This is a genomic window from Paenibacillus sp. GCM10027626 (assembly GCF_042676285.1).
In the GTDB taxonomy this organism is placed as follows: domain Bacteria; phylum Bacillota; class Bacilli; order Paenibacillales; family Paenibacillaceae; genus Paenibacillus_Z.
In genome coordinates this window covers 239,638-258,365 of sequence record NZ_JBHTHC010000002.1, presented here as the reverse complement: position 1 = coordinate 258,365, position 18,728 = coordinate 239,638, and the positions used below count along the sequence as shown (strand labels likewise).

Here is an 18,728-nt window from a genome sequence, read left to right as displayed (position 1 = left end):
CCTCTATTCATCGACTAGCCAGGTGCGCAGAAGATTTACGAACTCTTCCGGCTTGCGTTTCGCTAATGTTTCAAGCTGTTTCCGCACTTGACTTTCGTTATTTACATTTTCAAGATCAATTGTCGGATATTCCACATTATCCGGCATGCTGAGCTCATCTTCCTCGCCCGCTTGTCTGCGCTTGCGCACTACTGCGTAGCCGATGCCGCCAATCAGCGCCAAAGCAGCCACCCCAAGGCCGATGATCCACGGCGTAGAAAGTCCTGAAGATGCCGCTACACTGCCGCCTTCCGAAAAAGTTTGGGCAATAAGTGAAACTTTTTGGGCCATTAGTGCGTTATCATTAACATCTTGTCCGGATTCGACCAATTGCGAGCGCACCAATTTGGTCAAGTAGGCGCTAATGTCAGCCGTCGACTCTTCATTCAGCCTGGACTTCTCCACAGCCACGCTGATTGACAGATCTTTGATCACATAAGGGCCTGACTGGATCTGATTATTAATGCGATTGACATCATAGTTCGTAATTCTGCTATTTTGCTCAGAGCTGGCACTGCCGTTGTTGTCATCAGCCTGATAGCCGGGAATATCGGTGGAGCCGGTTCCCGCAATGCCGCCGGCGCCGTCGGACCCCGTCGCCGATCTGGAATCAACCTGCTCGCTAATGATAATCCCGTTGTTATTGTTGTTGTCGAGCGGTTTGACCAGCTGCTCATCCGTTACCTTTTTGTCAAAGTTGATCGCGCTTGAAACGCTGACAACCAAATTGTCGGCGCCAACGATTCGGCTCAGAAACTGCTGCACTTCACGCTTTAAATCATTTTCATATTGTCGCTGAATTTGAAAATGTGTTTCCAGCGCAAGCGCGCCGTTGATGCCGTCAACATTGTTAGAGGCCATCAATTCGCCCTCATTGCTTGAAACGACGATCTCGGATGCAGTAAGGCCAGGCACAGATGCTTTGACAAGATTGTAGTAGCCGTCGATTTCTTTCTGCGTTGGCCGGTAGCCCGGCTTAAATGTAATCATGACCGAGGCAGAGGCCGCCTCGCGGTCTTCCGTTGACAGAAAGACGCCTTCTTGCGGCAGCGTAACAAGCACATGCGATTTTTGGACGCCCTTCATCCCATTAAGCAATTGTTGAATTTCGCCATTAAGCGCATTGCGGAACTTCACATCAAATTCGCGGTCTGTGGCGCCGAACATGGAGGAATTGCTGCTGAAGGCCTCGAATCCGAGCGAACCGTTCTGAATCAATCCTTGTGCGCCGGCCTCGACTTTAACCTTGGCTGTCGACGCTGCCGGAACAGAAATGCTTGTTCCGCCATCCGATAGTTTATAAGGGATGCCATTCGAATCCAAATAACTCATCACTGCAGCCGCGTCCGTATTGTCCAAATCGCGAAACGCCAGCTCATACTCTGTTCTGGAGAACAGCGCAGTCAGCAGCACAACAGTCAGTAACAGAGCTGCAGCCGTAGCGCCCAGCCAGATTTTTTGTTTTTTTCCAATCCCATTCCAATATTGAGTTATTCGACCTCGATACTGGGCAAATTTCTCGTTCACGATTTCACCTCACTCCATAGCTTGCTAGATCGAAGAGTGCAACTACAATTGGGTCCGCATTATTTCCTGGTAGGCTTCAATTACTTTATTGCGGATCTGTGAGGTAAGCTGCAAACTGAGCTCCGCTTGCTGCGAAGCGATCATCAATTGCGACGCATCAACTTGGCCAAGCAGGTACTTATCCATTGTGACATTTGCGTCTTTTTCTAACGATGCCACACCATTTAGCGCCTCGTCCAAATAGGCGCCAAAACTTTTCGTCATTTCGGCCGGCGTTTTACTAGCCCTCTCTGCCGGCGCCGCACCGGTTGAAATCGGTGCAATAGTCTGCGTTGCAACAGGCTGAATCAATTAAATCCCCCGCTCCCTATAAACTATTTCCCTATTTCCAAGGCTTTCATAAACATGGCTTTAGTCGCATTAAGAGCTGTTACATTCGCCTCATACGAACGCGATGCGGAAATCATGTCCACCATCTCCTTCATCACATCGACATTAGGCATTTTGACATATCCTAGCGCATCTGCATCCGGATGGCTCGGATTATACATCAGACGGGGTGCCGCTTGGTCCTCTACGATCCGCGCAGCCTTTACGCCGGCCGTAACACCCGAACCGTTCATCTGTGCATTTAACATTTGGGAGAAAGACGGTTTCATCGGCTCCAGTACAACCATTTTCCGCTTATAAGGCTCATAGCTCCCATTCACATAACTACCCCGGGTCGTCTCGGCGTTGGCAATGTTGGACGATATTACGTCCATGCGAAGCCGTTGCGCAGTCAGAGCCGATGCAGTGACATCGAACCCGCTAGTCAATTTCATTATTAAACCCTCCCGTCAATAGCGGTGCGCACCATTCGCACATCATGATTAAGCTGCTGAACATACAAGTTGTAATTCAACTGATTTCTCGCCAGCAGTGCCATCTCGCGATCGATATCGACATTGCCGCCATCATTGTTCATAATCGTATGCTTGTCCGTCGTCACTTGCGCACTCGGCACCGATAACGGGCGACCGATGCTCATATGTCTCACATCCGTCTTTCGACCAGTCAGCATGGGTGTCCCAGTACCTAATTGTCCTTCCAACAATGATTCAAAGAGGACTTCCGACCGTCTAAAATTAGGCGTATCGTCATTGGCTACATTGTTCGACAATACTCGATGACGCATTTCCGAAGCACTAATCGCTCCTTCAAGCCGGTTAAACGCCGGGCTATTCAGCAGTTTCATCGTCTCCCCCCTTCGTTTTTTATTGGATAATTTTAATAATTCAACAGAATCTCTCTCATTCCTTCTTTCTTCGACAAAACTAAATTAAAAAAATGAGAGAACCTTGTCGATAAAAATGCTGACATCATAATATTCCTCAACTTCCTAAATTATTACAATAAGAAAAAAGCCCTATCTTTTGTGAAGATAGGACTAGTAAAGGGGTAGATGGACCTGTTTTTGTTAAAAAATTTAACTTTTTTTCTTGTTTAACTCCGTGATCAATTGGTCGTTCAAAATTTTAATATAGGTTCCTTTCATCCCTAAAGAACGAGTTTCGATTACACCCGCGCTTTCTAATTTTCGCAGCGCGTTCACAATTACTGAACGCGTGATGCCTACACGGTCCGCGATTTTTGAAGCGACGAGCAGCCCTTCCTTGCCGTCCAGTTCTTCAAAAATATGTTCAACGGCCTCCTGCTCGCTAAAGGAAAGCGAGCCGACCGCCACAGCAACAACCGCTCTGCTTCTGGCCTCCAGCTCAATTTCTTCGGTTCGCTCGCGCAATATTTCCATGCCGACAATCGTCGATCCATATTCCGCCAAAATCAAATCATCATCGCCAAAAGGCTCCGTACTGCGCAGCAAAACAAGCGTGCCAAGACGATCCCGGCCGCCTATGATTGGGACTACAGTCATCATTTGCTGTCCGGCAATTGTCGAAAACGCTTCGCTGACGATCTTTTCAGGGGTTACATTGGTCACGGTCTCCCCAATATTCATAAAATACTCATTGCCTTCCGCCGGGAAGCGCAGCTGCTCCGCAGACATGGCACGAAGCTCCTCATGCTGAAAAGGGCCGACTGCCGCGCAGCCAAGCACCTTTCCTCTACGGCTTACAACGAACACATCTGCCTGTATGGTTGTACACAGCACCTCCGCCATCTCACGAAAATTGAGCGCTCCCCCGGCTGCCCGCTGCAGCAGCCGATTGAGCGTTCTTGTTTTTGCTAGTAAAATCATGATAGAGCCTCCTACTTTCCTCACCGTTCCGCTATAAAATATATTGACTTAAATCGCGATTTTTCGCAATAGTGCCTAACTTCTCGCGCACATACTCAGGCGTGATGACCATTTTTTCCAGGGAAAGCTCCGGCGCTTCGAACGAAAGATCCTCAAGCAGCTTTTCCAGAATGGTATGCAGCCTGCGAGCCCCGATATTTTCTGTGTTTTTATTTACATCAGCTGCAATCTCCGCCAGTTCGTGAATCGCTTCGTCAGAAAACTCCACCTCAATGCCCTCTGTCTCCAACAATGCGGTATACTGCTTGGTCAGCGCATTTTTTGGTTCTGTCAAAATTTGCACAAATTCGTGAACATCCAGATTCGCCAGCTCCACCCGGATCGGAAAACGGCCTTGCAGCTCCGGAATCAGATCAGACGGCTTCGCAACGTGGAAGGCGCCCGCGGCGATAAACAATGTATAGTCCGTCTTGACCGGCCCATACTTCGTCATGACAGTCGAGCCCTCTACAATCGGCAATATGTCGCGCTGTACGCCCTCTCGCGATACATCTGGACCCGAGCCGCGCGAAGGACTGGCAATTTTATCGATCTCATCGATGAAAATTATGCCAGACTGCTCCGCCCGACTAATCGATTCAGCAATGACATCATCCATATTGATCAGCTTATTCGCTTCTTCTTGCGTCAGCACTTTACGCGCTTCTTTAACAGGCAATTTCCGCTTCTTGGCCCGTTTAGGCATTAATTGACCGAACATTTCCTGCATATTCATGCCCATACCCATGCCTTCGCCCATTTGCCCGGAGAGCATATCCAGCATATTCGGCGTATTATCCTCAACTTCGATTTCGATAAGCTCGTTTTCCAGATTTCCGGCTGCCAATTGCTCACGGAGCTGCCTGCGGCGCTCCATTACAGAGCTGTCCTTCTCTGGATCTTCCTCGGATTCCTGCGTATTTTGACCGCCGAACAGCATTTCAAGCGGGTTTTTTCCCGATTTTTGCTTTGCTGCCGACGGCGCTAAAATGGAGATTATCCGTTCATTCGCCTGCTTTTCAGCTTTGTCGCGCACTTTTTCCGTTTTTTCCGCCTTGACCATGCGAATTGCAGTTTCGACAAGATCGCGCACCATCGCTTCAACATCGCGGCCGACATAACCGACCTCTGTAAATTTGGTCGCTTCCACTTTTACGAAAGGAGCATTCACTAATTTAGCCAATCTTCTGGCAATTTCCGTTTTGCCGACCCCTGTCGGCCCAATCATCAAAATATTTTTAGGTACAATTTCATCGCGCAAGCTTTCGTCCAGCTTGCTGCGCCGATAGCGATTGCGCAGTGCAACGGCAACAGAACGCTTTGCCTGCTTTTGTCCGATAATATATTTATCCAGCTCGGCAACAATTTGCCGCGGTGTCAATGCTTCGTTGGCCATCGTAAATCCCTCCACCCCGTCTAGAGACTTTTACCGCTTTATTCAATTTCTTCAACAACAATGTTGCGGTTCGTAAACACACAAATGTCTGCAGCAATTTCAAGCGAGGCTTGCGCCATCGCTTTCGCATCCAGATGAGTCCCGTGCTGCTTCAAAGCCCGCGCTGCCGCCAGCGCAAAGCTGCCGCCAGAACCGATTGCCAAAATGCCGTCATCCGGCTCAATGATTTCGCCGCCGCCTGAAATAAGCAGCATGCCGCTTGCATCCATGACAATCATCATCGCTTCCAGTTTACGCAGAATGCGATCAGAGCGCCAATCCTTGGCCAGCTCAACAGCGGCCCGCTGCAGATTGCCGTGATGCTCCTCCAGCTTGCCTTCGAATTTTTCGAACAACGCAATCGCATCGGCAACAGAGCCGGCAAACCCGGCTACAACCTTGCCGCGGTACAGCCGCCGGACCTTTTTGGCCTGATGCTTCATGACCATACTATTGCCGAACGTCACTTGCCCGTCGCCGGCAATCGCCCCTTTGCCGTTGTGGCGAACGGCACAAATTGTAGTTGCATGAAATTGCATTTCCATAATGGCCTACCTCCCGCATCACTATTTAAAAAAATGAAACAGCGGCCGCATATGCCGCCGCGGTGCTGCAGACGCCTAGTGCCGTCCAGCCTGTTCCGGCTCCGGCCGGGCCTCAGATTGGGCGGTTGCTTGCGAAATTCCGACCTCTCTTGTATAGCTTGCAAGCTGTTCAAGCGCCCGAATGGCGATGGCGTCATTTTTGTCCTTCTTGCTGCGCATGCGCTGGGCAAGCGGCGGAAATAAGCCGAAATTCGCATTCATCGGTTGAAAATGCTTGAAGTCTGCGGTCGTAATATAGTGGGCCATACTGCCCAAAGCCGTATCCGCTGGAAATACAAGCGGATCAAGGCCGGCTGCCAAGCGGCCTGCGTTGAGGCCCGCAAGCAATCCGGAAGCGGCGGATTCCACATACCCTTCAACGCCTGTCATTTGTCCAGCAAAGAACAGCGTGTCGCGTTGAACGGTTTGATATGTCGCCCGGAGCAGCTTGGGAGAATTAATAAAGGTATTGCGATGCATCACGCCATATCGTACAAACTCCGCCTGCTCCAAGCCCGGAATCATTGAAAATACCCGTTTTTGTTCGCCCCACTTCAGATGGGTCTGAAAGCCTACCAGATTATACAATGTTCCGGCCGCATTATCCTGGCGCAGCTGAACAACGGCGTACGGCAGCTTGCCTGTATGCGGGTTCACCAGCCCTACCGGCTTCATCGGCCCGAAAAGCACAGTCTGCCTACCGCGACTCATCATCGCTTCAATCGGCATGCAGCCTTCAAAATATTGCTCTTTCTCGAAATCCTTCAGCGCCGCCGTTTCCGCAGTCGTTACCGCCTCATAAAAAGCGTTGAATTCCTCTTCTGTCATCGGGCAATTCAAATATGCAGCCTCACCCTTGTCATAACGCGAAGCCAAGTACACCTTGGACATATCGATTGAATCCTTCTCGACAATTGGAGCTGCGGCATCATAAAAGTAAAAATACTCCTGCCCCAGCAATTCCTTTATCTGCTCGGAAAGCTGCGGAGCAGTTAACGGCCCGGTAGCGACAACGACCAGGCCGTCCTCAGGAATAGCTGCCACCTCTTCACAGCGCACTTCAACAAGCGGATGCTCACTAAGCTTCCGCGTAACATCTGCCGAGAAGCCTTCGCGGTCGACAGCAAGCGCTCCCCCAGCTGGCACTGCATTGCGGTCTGCGCAATCGAGAATAAGCGAATTCATACGCCGCATTTCTTCTTTCAGCACGCCGACGGCATTGGTGAGGCCATTGGCACGCAAGCTGTTGCTGCATACGAGCTCGGCAAAATAACGGGTATGATGGGCCGGTGTCTGCTTCTGCGGACGCATTTCGTATAAGGTAACCGGCACGCCTTGCGAGGCAATTTGCCAAGCCGCCTCGCTCCCTGCCAGCCCTGCTCCAATTACGGTTACTCGTTGTGGCTCTGTCAATTGGCTTACCTTCCTTTCCTGCTTGAAACAACTTGCAGCATTTACCATGCGAAAACCTTAAACTTCCAGCGGTTCCTGATCATCCGCCAGTTCTTCACTGAAATCGCATTGTGTGCACTGGTGTCTTGTGCCGTTCCGGTTGCGCTTTTCAACCATCATGCTTCCGCACTTCGGGCATGGCTTGCCCGTCGGTTTATCCCATGAAACGAAGTCGCAGCCCGGATACTGGTCGCAGCCATAAAAGACGCGGCCTTTTTTACTGCGGCGCTCAATAATTTTGCCTTCGCCGCATTTCGGGCAAGCAACGCCGATGTCTTTGACAATCGGCTTCGTATTGCGGCAATCCGGGAAGCCCGAGCAGGCGAGAAACTTGCCAAAGCGCCCCATCTTATAAACCATATGCTTTCCGCATTTCTCACATGTCTCATCGGAGATTTCGTCCTGGAGCTCAACTTCCTTCATCTCGTCTTCCGCAACTTCCAGCCGCTTCTCGAAAGACTCGTAGAACATGCCTAATACGCGCACCCAATCTTCCTTGCCATCCTCGACATGGTCGAGATCGTCTTCCATATGCGCTGTAAATTCCGCATCCAAAATTTCCGGAAAAAACTCCTCCATCAACTGGATTACAAGCTCGCCGAGCTCGGTAGGCACAAATTTCTTCTCTTCAATCGCAACATAGCCGCGCTTTTGGATCGTCTCCAGCGTCGGGGCGTATGTACTTGGCCGCCCGATGCCGATTTCCTCCATAGTGCGAACGAGACGCGCTTCTGTGTAGCGAGGAGGCGGCTGAGTGAAGTGCTGCTTCGGTTCGACCGTTTCCGATTTCAGCGTATCGCCGACTGTAAGCGGCGGCAAAAACTTTTCTTCCTCCGTGGCGCCGTCATCATTGCCCTCCACATATATTTTCATAAAACCATGAAATTTGACCTTGGAGCCGACTGCCCGGAAGGTAGCTGAGCCCGCATTCATATCTACAGTCATCGTGTCAAGAACTGCCGAGGACATCTGGCTGGCAATAAATCTTTCCCAGACCAGCTTATAGAGGCGGAACTGGTCCCGGCTGAGGAACGGCTTCACCGACTCCGGATCCCGCAATACCGATGTTGGGCGAATTGCTTCATGCGCGTCCTGGGCGTTGCTGTTCTTTTTTGTGTAGACGCGCGGCTGTTCAGGCACGAACGCGGCTCCATACTTTTCCTCGATATAGCCTTTAGCCTCTTCCTGCGCTACAGGGGAGATCCGCGTGGAATCGGTCCTCATATAAGTGATCAGACCGACGGTTCCTTCTTTGCCGATGTCTACCCCTTCATACAACTGTTGAGCGACCGACATCGTCTTCGAAGCGCGGTAGCCTAACTTGCGCGCAGCCTCCTGCTGCAGAGAGCTTGTTATAAATGGCGCAGCAGGGTTGCGCAGCCGTTCCTTTTCTTTTACTTCGGATATCGTAAACGGAGCATCGCCCATGGCGGCGAGCACCTCTTTGACTTCCTGCTCATTGCCAAGCTCCCGCTTCTCGCCATTCATCCCGTAAAACTTCGCTTCAAACGCGGCTCCTTTATGGACGAGCTGCGCGGATATCGTCCAGTATTCTTCCGGAATAAAAGCATCGATCTCATTCTCGCGATCGATAATGAGCTTGACCGCTACAGATTGCACACGTCCTGCAGACAGCCCTTTTTTAACTTTTTTCCAAAGCAGCGGGCTGATTTTGTAGCCGACAAGCCGGTCCAATATCCGCCGTGCCTGCTGTGCATTGACCAAATCAGTATTGATCGGCCTGGGTGTCTTGAAGGCGTCTTTTACAGCTTGCTTCGTGATCTCATTGAAAACGACACGGCACGGCTCGCTTTCGTCCAGCTCCAAGTAATGAGCAAGATGCCAGGCGATCGCTTCGCCCTCGCGATCAGGGTCAGCCGCGAGATAAACTTTTTTTACTTTTTTGCGCGCATCCTTCAATTCCTTGAGGACGCTGCCTTTTCCGCGAATCGTAATATATTTTGGTTGAAAATCGTTTTCAATTTCAACGCCCATTTGACTTTTCGGCAAATCCCGAATATGGCCCATCGATGCTTTTACAATATATTTGCTGCCGAGATATTTCCCGATCGTCTTAGCTTTTGCTGGTGATTCAACAATAACTAATGAATCTGCCGCCATGTGCGTCCCCCTCTCTTCCGTCTTTAAATTACACTGTATAGTGAACCCGGGTGCTGAGTAATCATCCGTTTTATAGTTAAATTTATCAGAACTGAATGCAAAAGTCCAAACGGAAGCTCCGATAACTCCACAAGTTCATCAATTGTACGTGCTTGCTCTGCAAGCAAATGGTAAATCACGGCCTCCTCTGCGGTCAATGGCGCCGGCGTTTTTTTACCGTTGTCCCCCGGTTGCCTAACCTGCTTCTGCCCAAAATCTTTCAATAACGCAGACAGCCAGTGAAACTCCTCAATAATATGTTCAGGCCCGGACACCAATTTGGCACCATGCCCCCGAATTAGCGCGTTCGTGCCATCGCTCTTCGGCGAGTAGACAGGCCCCGGTACAGCGAATACTTCCCTGTTCATATCTTGCGCTTGTTCTGCTGTTATTAACGATCCGCTTCGCGCCTGCGCCTCCACAACCACGGTGCCGATGGAGAGGCCGGCTATAATCCGGTTCCTTAAAGGAAACAGGCCCGGGTGCAGCTTTGTGCCGGGAGCCGTCTCCGATAAAAGCAGCCCTTGATCGCGTATCGAATGGTAGAGGCTGCGGTTCTCGGGAGGATAAATATGTTCCACTGGGGTGCCAAGCACTGCTATCGTGCTGCCAGAACCGCGCAATGCCCCCTCATGGGCGACGCTGTCGATCCCCCTCGCCATCCCACTAACAACGGTCAGCAGACGGTTAGAGAGGCCCTCAGCAAGCTCTAAAGCGATTCTGCGCCCATAGCTTGTTGGACCGCGGGTGCCAACAATCGAAATCGCGATGCCGGACAGCAGCTCGCGCCTGCCGATTGCATACAATACCCATGGCGGCTGCGGAATATGTTTTAGCAATTCCGGATAGCTGTCGTCATATCTAGTTACAATATGGACTTCGCCAGCCAGCTGCCGTCTTTGAATCCGTTCCGCGCATACATCCAGCTCTTTTACCGCCAGCGCTGCAGCCTTGGCCTGTTCAGCCGACAGCCCCAGCTGGCGCCACGCTTCAATTCCAAAGTCCGGGAGCAGCGACCACTTGCCGCTAACCGCAATTTTGCGAATGGTATGCCAGCCGATGCCCGGGGTCTCGTGCAAAGCAATCATCATCAGACGCTGGCGATCATTTTGTTTCTTCATTAATAATAACACACCCTCTCGGGCGGTCCGGCAATCCTCATCCTATTTTGCTTGAGAGAACTCCAGATTGCAAGCCGCCAATTATAAGTTGCGCAAAAAAAAAGCAACCTTCCGCGCCCAAAAAGGGAAAACGAAAGGTTGCTTACCTTATAAAAACGATCTATTTAACTGTCGCTTCATGCGTTTTGCATTTTTCCAGCAGGCCTTGCTCTTCCAACACGCTGACAAGCGTGGAGCCCATTTCTGAAGGAGTGGGCGCCACTTTAATGCCGCATGCCTCCAGAGTGGCAATTTTTTCAGCCGCAGTGCCTTTGCCGCCGGAAATAATTGCGCCGGCATGTCCCATCCGTTTGCCTGGAGGAGCCGTCGCGCCGCCGATAAAGCCTACAACCGGCTTTTTCATGTTTGCCTTGATCCATTCAGCAGCTTCTTCCTCGGCAGAGCCGCCGATCTCGCCGATCATAATAACGGCATAGGTGTCCGGATCTTCATTGAACATATTCAAAATGTCAATAAACTCCGAGCCTTTAACCGGGTCGCCGCCGATGCCGACCGCAGAAGATTGGCCAATGCCGCGCGTCGTAAGCTGATGAACTGCTTCATACGTCAGCGTACCGCTGCGGGACACAACGCCTACATGGCCTTTTGTATGGATGTAGCCTGGCATAATGCCAATTTTGCACTCGCCCGGCGTAATAACGCCCGGACAGTTAGGACCGATCAGACGCGTTTTTCGCCCTTCCATGTAACGACTAACTTTAACCATGTCCAACACCGGAATGCCTTCTGTAATGCAGATAACAAGATCCAGCTCTGCATCGACCGCTTCCATAATCGCATCGGCCGCGAACGCCGGCGGTACATAAATAACGGATGCCGTTGCACCAGTTTCTTTTACTGCTTCAGCTACTGTATTAAATACAGGCAACGATACAGTTGTGCCATTTTCCAGCGTAATATCGACTGTCGATCCGCCTTTGCCTGGCGATGTTCCGCCAACCATCTGCGTGCCGTAATCCAGCGCGCCTTTAGCGTGGAACAGAGCTGTTTTACCTGTAATGCCTTGCGTGATGACTTTTGTATCTTTTCCTACCAAAATACTCATCTCGAAGCTCACATCCCCTATATGAATTCGATTGCGAAATTACTTCACAAGCGCAACAATTTTTTGCGCGCCATCGGCCATGGAGTCTGCGGCCACGATATTCAACCCGGATTCATTCAGCATTTTCTTGCCGATTTCGACATTCGTGCCTTCCAGACGCACGACAAGCGGACGGCTGAGGCCAAGCTCTTTAGCAGCTGCAATAACGCCTTCCGCGATAATGTCGCAGCGCATAATGCCGCCGAAGATGTTGACGAAAATGCCTTTTACTTTCTCGTCGGACAAAATGATTTTGAATGCTTCGGTTACTTTTTCTTTCGTAGCGCCGCCCCCTACGTCCAGGAAGTTCGCCGGGTCGCCGCCATAATATTTAATAATATCCATCGTCGCCATCGCCAGACCGGCGCCGTTGACCATACAGCCGATATTGCCGTCAAGCGCAATATAGCTAAGGTCAAACTTGGACGCTTGGATTTCCTTTTCATCCTCTTCATCCAGATCGCGCAGATCCAAAATATCTTTATGGCGGTACAGCGCATTGGAATCGAAGTTCAGCTTGGCGTCAAGCGCCATGACGTTGCCGTCCCCTGTTACAACGAGAGGGTTGATTTCCGCGATTGAACAATCTTTGTCAACGAAAGCATTGTACAGCGCCATCATAAAGTTGGCAGCCTTGTTCACCAGCTCAGTTGGAATGTTGATTGCAAATGCCAGCTTCTTCGCTTGGAAAGGCAGCAATCCGACAGCCGGATCGACTACTTCTTTGAAGATTTTTTCAGGCGTGCTCGCCGCCACTTCTTCAATTTCAGTACCGCCTTCTTCGGAAGCCATCATAACTACGCGGCCTGTACCGCGGTCAACAACGACGCCGACATAGTATTCTTTTTTAATATCGCAGCCTTGCTCGATGAGCAGCCGCTTCACTTCCTTGCCTTCAGGCCCAGTTTGGTGTGTTACCAAAGTTTTGCCGAGAATTTCGCTCGCATACTGGCGAACCTCGTCCAAATTTTTGGCAACTTTTACACCGCCAGCCTTGCCGCGTCCGCCCGCATGAATTTGCGCCTTCACGACGACAACTTGCGTGCCGAGCGATTTGGCAGCTTCCACCGCTTCATCGACTGTAAACGCGACTTTGCCTTCGGGAACAGACACCCCGTACTGCTTTAGCACTTCTTTGCCTTGATACTCATGGATATTCATTGACGAAAATCCTCCTATCCGCAGTTCAAATCCTACGTATGTGAACACAAACCGATATTATTGTATCACATATCTGCGCGTTGTGGGCTTACTTTCACCCCGTCTTTTTTGATATGGATTTGATCTCATTTTGAGAACGAAACCACAAAATCGATCGCAAATTCATACCGCTCGCTGTGTGACTCAGCTTCATTATTATTTCCATACGCTAGTAAAATATTGCTCTATCGCCAAGGTCATGGTAAAGTTCTTGTAAGAGAAGTTTGAAGGGGAGGAGATGTGTAATGGAGAGGGAAAAATCAGAAAATTTGCTCAAGTCGTTTCGCAGCTACATACCATTCTTGGAAACATTAAGAGCGGTGCCTGCCATCCATTGGGTTAGGCCCATGGAGCAGGACAAATGGTCGCCCGGCGAAGTGATTGCCCATATTTTGCTGTGGGACCGCTATTTTTTGGAGAGTGCAATTCAGAACATTGCGACAAATGAGCCCGTTACGGCAAAGCATCTTGATTTTGACGCCTTTAATGCTCAGGCCGCTCCTTATGCCGCTTCCGTCTCTCAGCAAGCGCTAATTGATGAAGCGATCAGCTGCCGCGAAGAGATCATCCGCCTCATTAGCCGCGTTCCAACTGGTGAATTTGAGCTCGCGCATACGGATGGCGACGGCAATCCATTCACGATAATCGGCTACTTGGAAGGATTCGTTCCGCACGACTTGCACCACCGGCGCCAAATCGAAACCTATCTGGACAAGCTGTAAGCAAATTGACAACATGCCCCGCTTTCCTTATGATGGGAACAGAGCTTTATTTAGATCTATAATATAGAGGCTGTCTATGCATTGTGAACATCTGTAAGTGCGGTCGAAGTGGGACGCACGCGGACCGCGGTTCCGTTATCTGTGAACAAAATACGGCTGGCTCGCAGATCGTAGATCCGGTATTGGCCTCAAAACGCTGGCAAAACCAGGCGGAATCCATAAATAACGGATCGTGTGTCCGTGAAACCTCCGCATGAGCCGGTTTTCGACCAAATAACGGATCATCTGTCCGCATGACTCACAGTTGCCCGCTTCTGCGACAAATAGTCCACAGAAAATCGACAGCCTCTTTATAAAATGCAAACGGATTTGTGAGGAAGCACCTTCATCCGCTATTGATGGAGGTGTTTTTTGTGTATTCACAAATATGCAGCGCAAGTGTATACGGCGTTGACGGCCGTCTGATCTATGTTGAAACAGATATAGCAAACGGCTTGCCGCAGGTCAATATCGTCGGTCTGCCCGACTCGGCTGTGCGGGAATCGATCGAGCGCGTACGGGCAGCGATAAAAAACAGCGGCTTCAAGTTCCCCATGCAGCGCATAACGGTCAATCTCGCACCTGCCGATTTGCGAAAAGCGGGAGCGGCCTTCGATCTCGCGATCGCCCTTGGCATTTTGCAGGCCAGCGGACAAATAACAGCAAGCCGGTTCGCTGCAACGCTCGTAATCGGCGAACTTGCTTTGAACGGTGAGGTGCGTCCGGTTCCAGGCGTGCTGGCTATGGTTGAGCAAGCTATGCTTAGCGGCAGGACCAAAGCGCTCCTGCCTTATGACAATGCCGAGGAAGCCGCGCTTTTGCAAGCAATGGATGTGCTCGCCATCTCGCATTTAAAGCAGCTGGCCGCTCCCGAGAACGAATGGGAGCAGCTCAGATTCACCGGACGGAAGCGGGATAGCGCCGGCGGGGATGAGCATGACTACGGTGACTTTGCCGACGTAACCGGTCAGCACCATGTCAAACGCGCGCTGCTCATTGCCGCAGCAGGACAGCATCCTGTACTGCTTTCGGGTCCTCCCGGCACTGGAAAAACGATGCTCGCCCGCCGTTTACCGGGCATTATGCCGCGATTGACTGAGCAAGAGGCGCTGCAGGTTACGAAGGTGTACAGCTCATCCGGCCAATTGCTGGACAAGCCTGCCTCGCTTATGCAAGCGCGCCCCTTTCGCGCGCCTCATCATTCGATTACGACCGCCGCCCTAATCGGCGGAGGAAGAGTCCCCCGGGCCGGAGAAGCCACACTGGCCCATCGAGGCGTGCTGTTTTTAGATGAGCTTCCTGAATTTTCTGCCAGGACGCTCGAATCGCTCCGGCAGCCACTTGAAGAAAAATCGGTCACCATTGCCCGAGCGAACGCTGTTTTTCATTTCCCGGCTAATTTTCTGCTGCTCGCTGCCATGAATCCGTGCCCTTGCGGCTTTTTGCATCATGAGACGCCCGCCCGCCGCTGTACTTGCAGCGATTCGCAAATCGCCAAATACCGTTCCAAGCTTTCGGGACCGTTAATCGATCGATTCGATATGACACTCGATGTTCCCAGACCGGACTTATCCGCTCAATCATCATCCAGCCTTTGTACAGCAGAAATGCGTCAAATCGTCCAGAAAGCGCGGCAAAGCATGCCCGTCTATTCACCATTATTGAGCGGCTCGGCCCTTGACCAGGCAGTGAAACTGTCCAAAGAGGGGGCGACAATGCTCCTTGCTGCTATCGATGCGCTGGGCATCAGCATGCGAGCCCGGGACCGCATCGTAAAGCTCGCCCGCACAATAGCGACGATCGAACAATCTTCAGCTGTCGAGCCGTCCCATATTGCCGAGGCCATCAGCTACCGCAGCTTTGACCGCAGCTAAGAAGCTGACGCCGTCCTTGGCGCGAAACAAGTATCGCCCCCTAATTACAGGCCTTGCATCTCCGGTGGGGTCAGGGGGCTGTAACCCTGAAAGAGGGGAAGCTGCCATGCAGTTTCATCTAAGACGGAAGCCACAGACCTTATTTCGCTAATCGTTTTTGAAATCTAACGGATCTGAGCGATCTTAAGTAGACGTTTTCTTGCGAAATCGGGCTCATCATCACCAAATAGCGGCGCACAGTTCCGTTAAAATTTCAATTCAGCCGAATTTTCGAAAATAGCGGCCGTGACATCCATTAGCGTTCGTTCATCCTAAACGAAACAGACCATAGGAGGCCGCGCTTCCCCCGCCGCTGTCCCACAAAGCGAAAAAGGCTGCCATTTTTCATCCTTCATTTAATTGGCCAAGCATCAGAGCAGGCCACTGTTAAAATGCGCCGCAAAGGTGACTGTACTGATCAACTTCCCCTGTCGCTCTCGCAATTGTGATCGCAATAACATCAAATCTCACCGGTTGGTCGAGCCACTGCTCGCGCTGGCAGTAGACTGCAGCCACCGCGCGAACCTGCCGCTGCTTGCGCCAATCGACCGACTCTTCCGCCGTACCATATTTGCCCCCGGTTGTCCTCGTCCTCACTTCCACAAACACCAGCGTCTCGTCCTGTAGTGCAACAATGTCCAGCTCACCTGAACGGCAGCGCCAGCCCCGGTGCAAAATCGTATAGCCGGCTTCGATCAGCCGCTGCTCCGCTATACTTTCGCCGCGCTGCCCCAACACGCTGCGTTCAGCGCTGCGGCCGCCGTTATCGTTTCCGCCATTTGTCACGGCAATTCCCCCGCTCTCCGGTCCGCCTGATAAACAAAGCTCAGCACTTCAGCTACCAGCGTATACAGCTCCAGCGGTATTTCCTGATCGACATCCAGCTTCGAAAGCACCTCTACTAGCGAGCTGTCCTGCTGAATCGGCACTCCGCTTTCTGCCGCTTTCTCCAAAATAGCTTCCGCCAGCTTCCCTTTCCCTTTGGCAGTGACGACAGGCACTCCCTGTTCGGCGGCATCATATTTGAGCGCGACCGCTTTTTTCGACGGCTGCAGCGGATCGGCCTTCTTCTCCTTGTTGCTCATACGCGATAATCGACTCCTTTGTACGGCCGCGATGACCATTCCGCCGCGGCTGCCGAGACGGCTCCTTTATCGCCCGGCTCCGCTGGCCGTTCTGAGAGCGGAAGCGCCCGCAGCGTCAGCAGCTGGTATCCTGCCTGCTGCAGCGAGCCGGCAATCTCAGACTTCGAAGACTGCAGCAAATCGTCAATTGTCGTGAAATTATTCCAGATCGTCAGGCTGACAATTTTGTCGACAACCTGTACATCGGCCACTGTGTCGCCGATCGTTTGCATCCGCAAATCGAATAAGAGACGGCAATTGCCGCTGTCCAGTTCTCCTTTACGCCCTTTGCGGGTTTGAATATGGACGGATGCTGTCTGCATTCCTTCCTGACCCGGCTGCTGCAAGGGGATAAACATCGTCACATGCGTGAAGGGCGCGCTGTTGCGCTCCGGCACGAGCAGCAGCTGCTGACCGGTAATCTGCTGCACCAGCTGCTGCGCAGTCTCTCGCAGCGCAACAGGCGCCTCATGACTGGATATTAGCGTCATCAGTGCGCTTTTGAGCGAATCTGCTCCAGATCCGGCTGTCGGCGCTCCGCCGGCGCTGCTTGCAGACTGGACTATGTGAGCAAGCTGGATATTGGTTTGGACAGAAGGAGTAGCAGCATGTATGACCGGCGCTGAAGAACCGGCCTCGCTCCGGGACTGCATAGCGGCAGAGGCCATCGTCCCCGGTGCCGTTCGGGCTGCTGGCTGCGCTTGTTCCTGCCGCTGCTGCGTTCCCTCCAGCGGCCCTTTCTCGCCGCCTAACGACTGCGCCAGCAAACGCTCATGATCGACTCCCAGCCATTTTAAAACTCCCTTCAACCATGAGCCGGAAGGACCGGCTGCAGCCTCCGTACTGAGTGGCTGCTGCTGCGGGGAAGCTTTCATCGCCTCTGCTGGCTCAGCAGAGGAAAACGGGGATGCCGAGGCTGAAGACGGTGCCGGGACTGTCGCCGCAACAGCTCCAGACGGCAACCCAGCAGCCTGCTGGCTGCCCGGAATAGCAGCACTAGCTCCCCCTCGCGTCATTGCACCCTCACCCTCCATCGTCACCTTAGTCTGGGCAGCCTGTGACTGCTGTTGAGCCCCTTCACTGTGACGGGCAACTGGAACGGCAGCATCGCCGGACGGTGCCAGCCGGCTATTTACTGCTATCGAGGGCTGTGTTCTCCTGTCCTCAACCGCTTGCATGAGGGCGGTGCCTTCAGCCAAAAGGGCCGTTAACCGCGCAGCAGCCGCTTGTACATCGCCCCGTTGAGCCGATGCAGGCAATGCGCCAGCTTCTGCCGCCCCATTCGCCTGCCAGGCGGCTAGCTCCCGGGTTAGTTGAGCCACCAGCTGATGCAGCGGCGGACCGCTCAGCACCTGCTGCAGTGCGGTTACAGTAGCGCCGGACAAGGGCAGCCCTCTCTTCGCAGCAATGACGGCCGCTTGCACAAATGTATCCTTCCCGAGCTGATCCGGCAGCTCGCCAATCGTTTGTTGCAGCTGCTGCGCCAAAGCCCGCGTCATGACAATTCCTTCTCGCTGCAACGCCCGGACAAGATCGTGCACTGCGCGTTGATCCGGAAGGCCGAATGATTTAAGCAGCAGCCTTATATCCTCATCAGCCATCGGCGCTGCTTGCGGATCTGCGATTTTCAGCACCAGTTGTCCCCCTGCAGACTGAGGCTGAACTTGCAATATGGCAGATTGTCCCGGCTGGAGGGGCGTCTCCAGCTTCGCGCGAACCTGCACACCATTTATTTGCATGATGGCCTCATCTTCATCTGCCATCTGTACTAATACTCCCCGTACCACTTGTCCCGGCCTCAGCTCCAAAATTTTACTATCCGCCGGCTGCTTGTCGCCAAGCAGCCCTCTCATTAACTGTCCTATATTCATAGCTCGCCCCACCTTCTATATTTGCCGCACATCGCAACAAAGTTATCCTTTGTATAAATATCGGCAAGCATATTCGATTCCGTTAATGAAGGTATATAAAAAAGACATTCCCAGCTGCC

Annotated in this window: 17 protein-coding genes; 2 read left to right on the top strand and 15 right to left on the bottom strand. The window is 52.0% G+C overall.

Annotated elements, in window-relative coordinates:
* Positions 1–3: 3 nt before the first annotated feature.
* From fliF to sucC, 12 genes are all read right to left on the bottom strand, one after another.
* Complete coding sequence (fliF, locus tag ACFQ0N_RS05005; protein ID WP_379323447.1) at positions 4–1,566, bottom strand: flagellar basal-body MS-ring/collar protein FliF; 1,563 nt, start codon at positions 1,564–1,566, stop codon at positions 4–6.
* A 42-nt stretch (positions 1,567–1,608) separates the two neighbouring features.
* Positions 1,609–1,917 carry a flagellar hook-basal body complex protein FliE gene (gene fliE, locus ACFQ0N_RS05000; protein ID WP_379323445.1) on the bottom strand — a complete coding sequence of 103 codons (309 nt, stop codon included), beginning with the start codon at positions 1,915–1,917 and terminating at the stop codon, positions 1,609–1,611.
* Between the two features lie 23 nt (positions 1,918–1,940).
* Positions 1,941–2,390 carry a flagellar basal body rod protein FlgC gene (flgC, locus tag ACFQ0N_RS04995; RefSeq protein WP_379323443.1) on the bottom strand — a complete coding sequence of 150 codons (450 nt, stop codon included), beginning with the start codon at positions 2,388–2,390 and terminating at the stop codon, positions 1,941–1,943.
* 2 nt (positions 2,391–2,392) lie between these two features.
* A complete protein-coding gene (gene flgB / locus ACFQ0N_RS04990) occupies positions 2,393–2,803 on the bottom strand; it encodes a flagellar basal body rod protein FlgB (protein WP_379323441.1) in 411 nt (136 codons plus the stop codon).
* Positions 2,804–3,034: 231 nt separating this feature from the next.
* The gene (codY, locus tag ACFQ0N_RS04985) at positions 3,035–3,805 is read right to left on the bottom strand and encodes a GTP-sensing pleiotropic transcriptional regulator CodY (protein WP_379323439.1); all 771 of its coding nucleotides are present in this window, start codon (positions 3,803–3,805) and stop codon (positions 3,035–3,037) included.
* Positions 3,806–3,836: 31 nt separating this feature from the next.
* Positions 3,837–5,240 carry an ATP-dependent protease ATPase subunit HslU gene (gene hslU, locus ACFQ0N_RS04980; protein WP_379323437.1) on the bottom strand — a complete coding sequence of 468 codons (1,404 nt, stop codon included), beginning with the start codon at positions 5,238–5,240 and terminating at the stop codon, positions 3,837–3,839.
* 38 nt (positions 5,241–5,278) lie between these two features.
* Positions 5,279–5,824, bottom strand: coding sequence for an ATP-dependent protease subunit HslV (hslV, locus tag ACFQ0N_RS04975; RefSeq protein WP_379323435.1), 546 nt, complete (start codon positions 5,822–5,824; stop codon positions 5,279–5,281).
* Positions 5,825–5,899: 75 nt separating this feature from the next.
* On the bottom strand, positions 5,900–7,276 hold the full coding sequence (trmFO, locus tag ACFQ0N_RS04970) for an FADH(2)-oxidizing methylenetetrahydrofolate--tRNA-(uracil(54)-C(5))-methyltransferase TrmFO (RefSeq protein ID WP_379323433.1): 1,377 nt from the start codon (positions 7,274–7,276) through the stop codon (positions 5,900–5,902).
* A gap of 57 nt (positions 7,277–7,333) precedes the next feature.
* On the bottom strand, positions 7,334–9,436 hold the full coding sequence (topA, locus tag ACFQ0N_RS04965; RefSeq protein ID WP_379323431.1) for a type I DNA topoisomerase: 2,103 nt from the start codon (positions 9,434–9,436) through the stop codon (positions 7,334–7,336).
* Between the two features lie 23 nt (positions 9,437–9,459).
* Positions 9,460–10,596 (bottom strand): DNA-processing protein DprA, encoded by a 1,137-nt coding sequence (gene dprA / locus ACFQ0N_RS04960; RefSeq protein WP_379323429.1) that lies wholly within the window; start codon positions 10,594–10,596, stop codon positions 9,460–9,462.
* Between the two features lie 160 nt (positions 10,597–10,756).
* Entirely contained in the window at positions 10,757–11,701 is a 945-nt protein-coding gene (gene sucD, locus ACFQ0N_RS04955; protein WP_379323427.1) for a succinate--CoA ligase subunit alpha, read from the bottom strand.
* 39 nt (positions 11,702–11,740) lie between these two features.
* Entirely contained in the window at positions 11,741–12,901 is a 1,161-nt protein-coding gene (gene sucC, locus ACFQ0N_RS04950) for an ADP-forming succinate--CoA ligase subunit beta (protein WP_379323425.1), read from the bottom strand.
* Between the two features lie 284 nt (positions 12,902–13,185).
* Between sucC and ACFQ0N_RS04945 the strand changes: the two genes are divergently transcribed.
* Together ACFQ0N_RS04945 and ACFQ0N_RS04940 are read left to right on the top strand one after the other, a co-directional pair.
* Entirely contained in the window at positions 13,186–13,662 is a 477-nt protein-coding gene (locus tag ACFQ0N_RS04945; RefSeq protein WP_379323423.1) for a DinB family protein, read from the top strand.
* A 413-nt stretch (positions 13,663–14,075) separates the two neighbouring features.
* Positions 14,076–15,575, top strand: a complete 1,500-nt coding sequence (locus ACFQ0N_RS04940; protein WP_379323421.1) for a YifB family Mg chelatase-like AAA ATPase — start codon at positions 14,076–14,078, stop codon at positions 15,573–15,575.
* Between the two features lie 426 nt (positions 15,576–16,001).
* Here ACFQ0N_RS04940 and ACFQ0N_RS04935 read toward each other — a convergent pair whose 3' ends face one another.
* Genes ACFQ0N_RS04935 through ACFQ0N_RS04925 form a run of 3 tightly spaced genes read right to left on the bottom strand, consistent with a single transcriptional unit; the run spans position 16,002 to position 18,609 of the window.
* Positions 16,002–16,400: a YraN family protein gene (locus ACFQ0N_RS04935; RefSeq protein WP_379323419.1), complete on the bottom strand. Its 399-nt coding sequence runs from the start codon at positions 16,398–16,400 to the stop codon at positions 16,002–16,004.
* A complete protein-coding gene (locus ACFQ0N_RS04930) occupies positions 16,397–16,699 on the bottom strand; it encodes an EscU/YscU/HrcU family type III secretion system export apparatus switch protein (protein WP_379323417.1) in 303 nt (100 codons plus the stop codon). Before ACFQ0N_RS04930 ends, ACFQ0N_RS04935 begins: the two co-directional genes overlap by 4 nt.
* Positions 16,696–18,609, bottom strand: a complete 1,914-nt coding sequence (locus ACFQ0N_RS04925; RefSeq protein WP_379323415.1) for a hypothetical protein — start codon at positions 18,607–18,609, stop codon at positions 16,696–16,698. The genes ACFQ0N_RS04930 and ACFQ0N_RS04925 overlap by 4 nt, the downstream gene beginning before the upstream one ends.
* Positions 18,610–18,728 lie beyond the last annotated feature (119 nt).

What these genes read in the sequence shown, in the direction of transcription:
- flgC (WP_379323443.1), bottom strand. Translation starts at nt 2,390, where the DNA reads ATGAAATTGACTAGCGGGTTCGATGTCACTGCATCGGCTCTGACTGCG.
- flgB (WP_379323441.1), bottom strand. Translation starts at nt 2,803, where the DNA reads ATGAAACTGCTGAATAGCCCGGCGTTTAACCGGCTTGAAGGAGCGATT.
- codY (WP_379323439.1), bottom strand. Translation starts at nt 3,805, where the DNA reads ATGATTTTACTAGCAAAAACAAGAACGCTCAATCGGCTGCTGCAGCGG.
- hslU (WP_379323437.1), bottom strand. Translation starts at nt 5,240, where the DNA reads ATGGCCAACGAAGCATTGACACCGCGGCAAATTGTTGCCGAGCTGGAT.
- hslV (WP_379323435.1), bottom strand. Translation starts at nt 5,824, where the DNA reads ATGGAAATGCAATTTCATGCAACTACAATTTGTGCCGTTCGCCACAAC.
- topA (WP_379323431.1), bottom strand. Translation starts at nt 9,436, where the DNA reads ATGGCGGCAGATTCATTAGTTATTGTTGAATCACCAGCAAAAGCTAAG.
- dprA (WP_379323429.1), bottom strand. Translation starts at nt 10,596, where the DNA reads ATGAAGAAACAAAATGATCGCCAGCGTCTGATGATGATTGCTTTGCAC.
- sucD (WP_379323427.1), bottom strand. Translation starts at nt 11,701, where the DNA reads ATGAGTATTTTGGTAGGAAAAGATACAAAAGTCATCACGCAAGGCATT.
- sucC (WP_379323425.1), bottom strand. Translation starts at nt 12,901, where the DNA reads ATGAATATCCATGAGTATCAAGGCAAAGAAGTGCTAAAGCAGTACGGG.
- ACFQ0N_RS04945 (WP_379323423.1), top strand. Translation starts at nt 13,186, where the DNA reads ATGGAGAGGGAAAAATCAGAAAATTTGCTCAAGTCGTTTCGCAGCTAC.
- ACFQ0N_RS04930 (WP_379323417.1), bottom strand. Translation starts at nt 16,699, where the DNA reads ATGAGCAACAAGGAGAAGAAGGCCGATCCGCTGCAGCCGTCGAAAAAA.
- ACFQ0N_RS04925 (WP_379323415.1), bottom strand. Translation starts at nt 18,609, where the DNA reads ATGAATATAGGACAGTTAATGAGAGGGCTGCTTGGCGACAAGCAGCCG.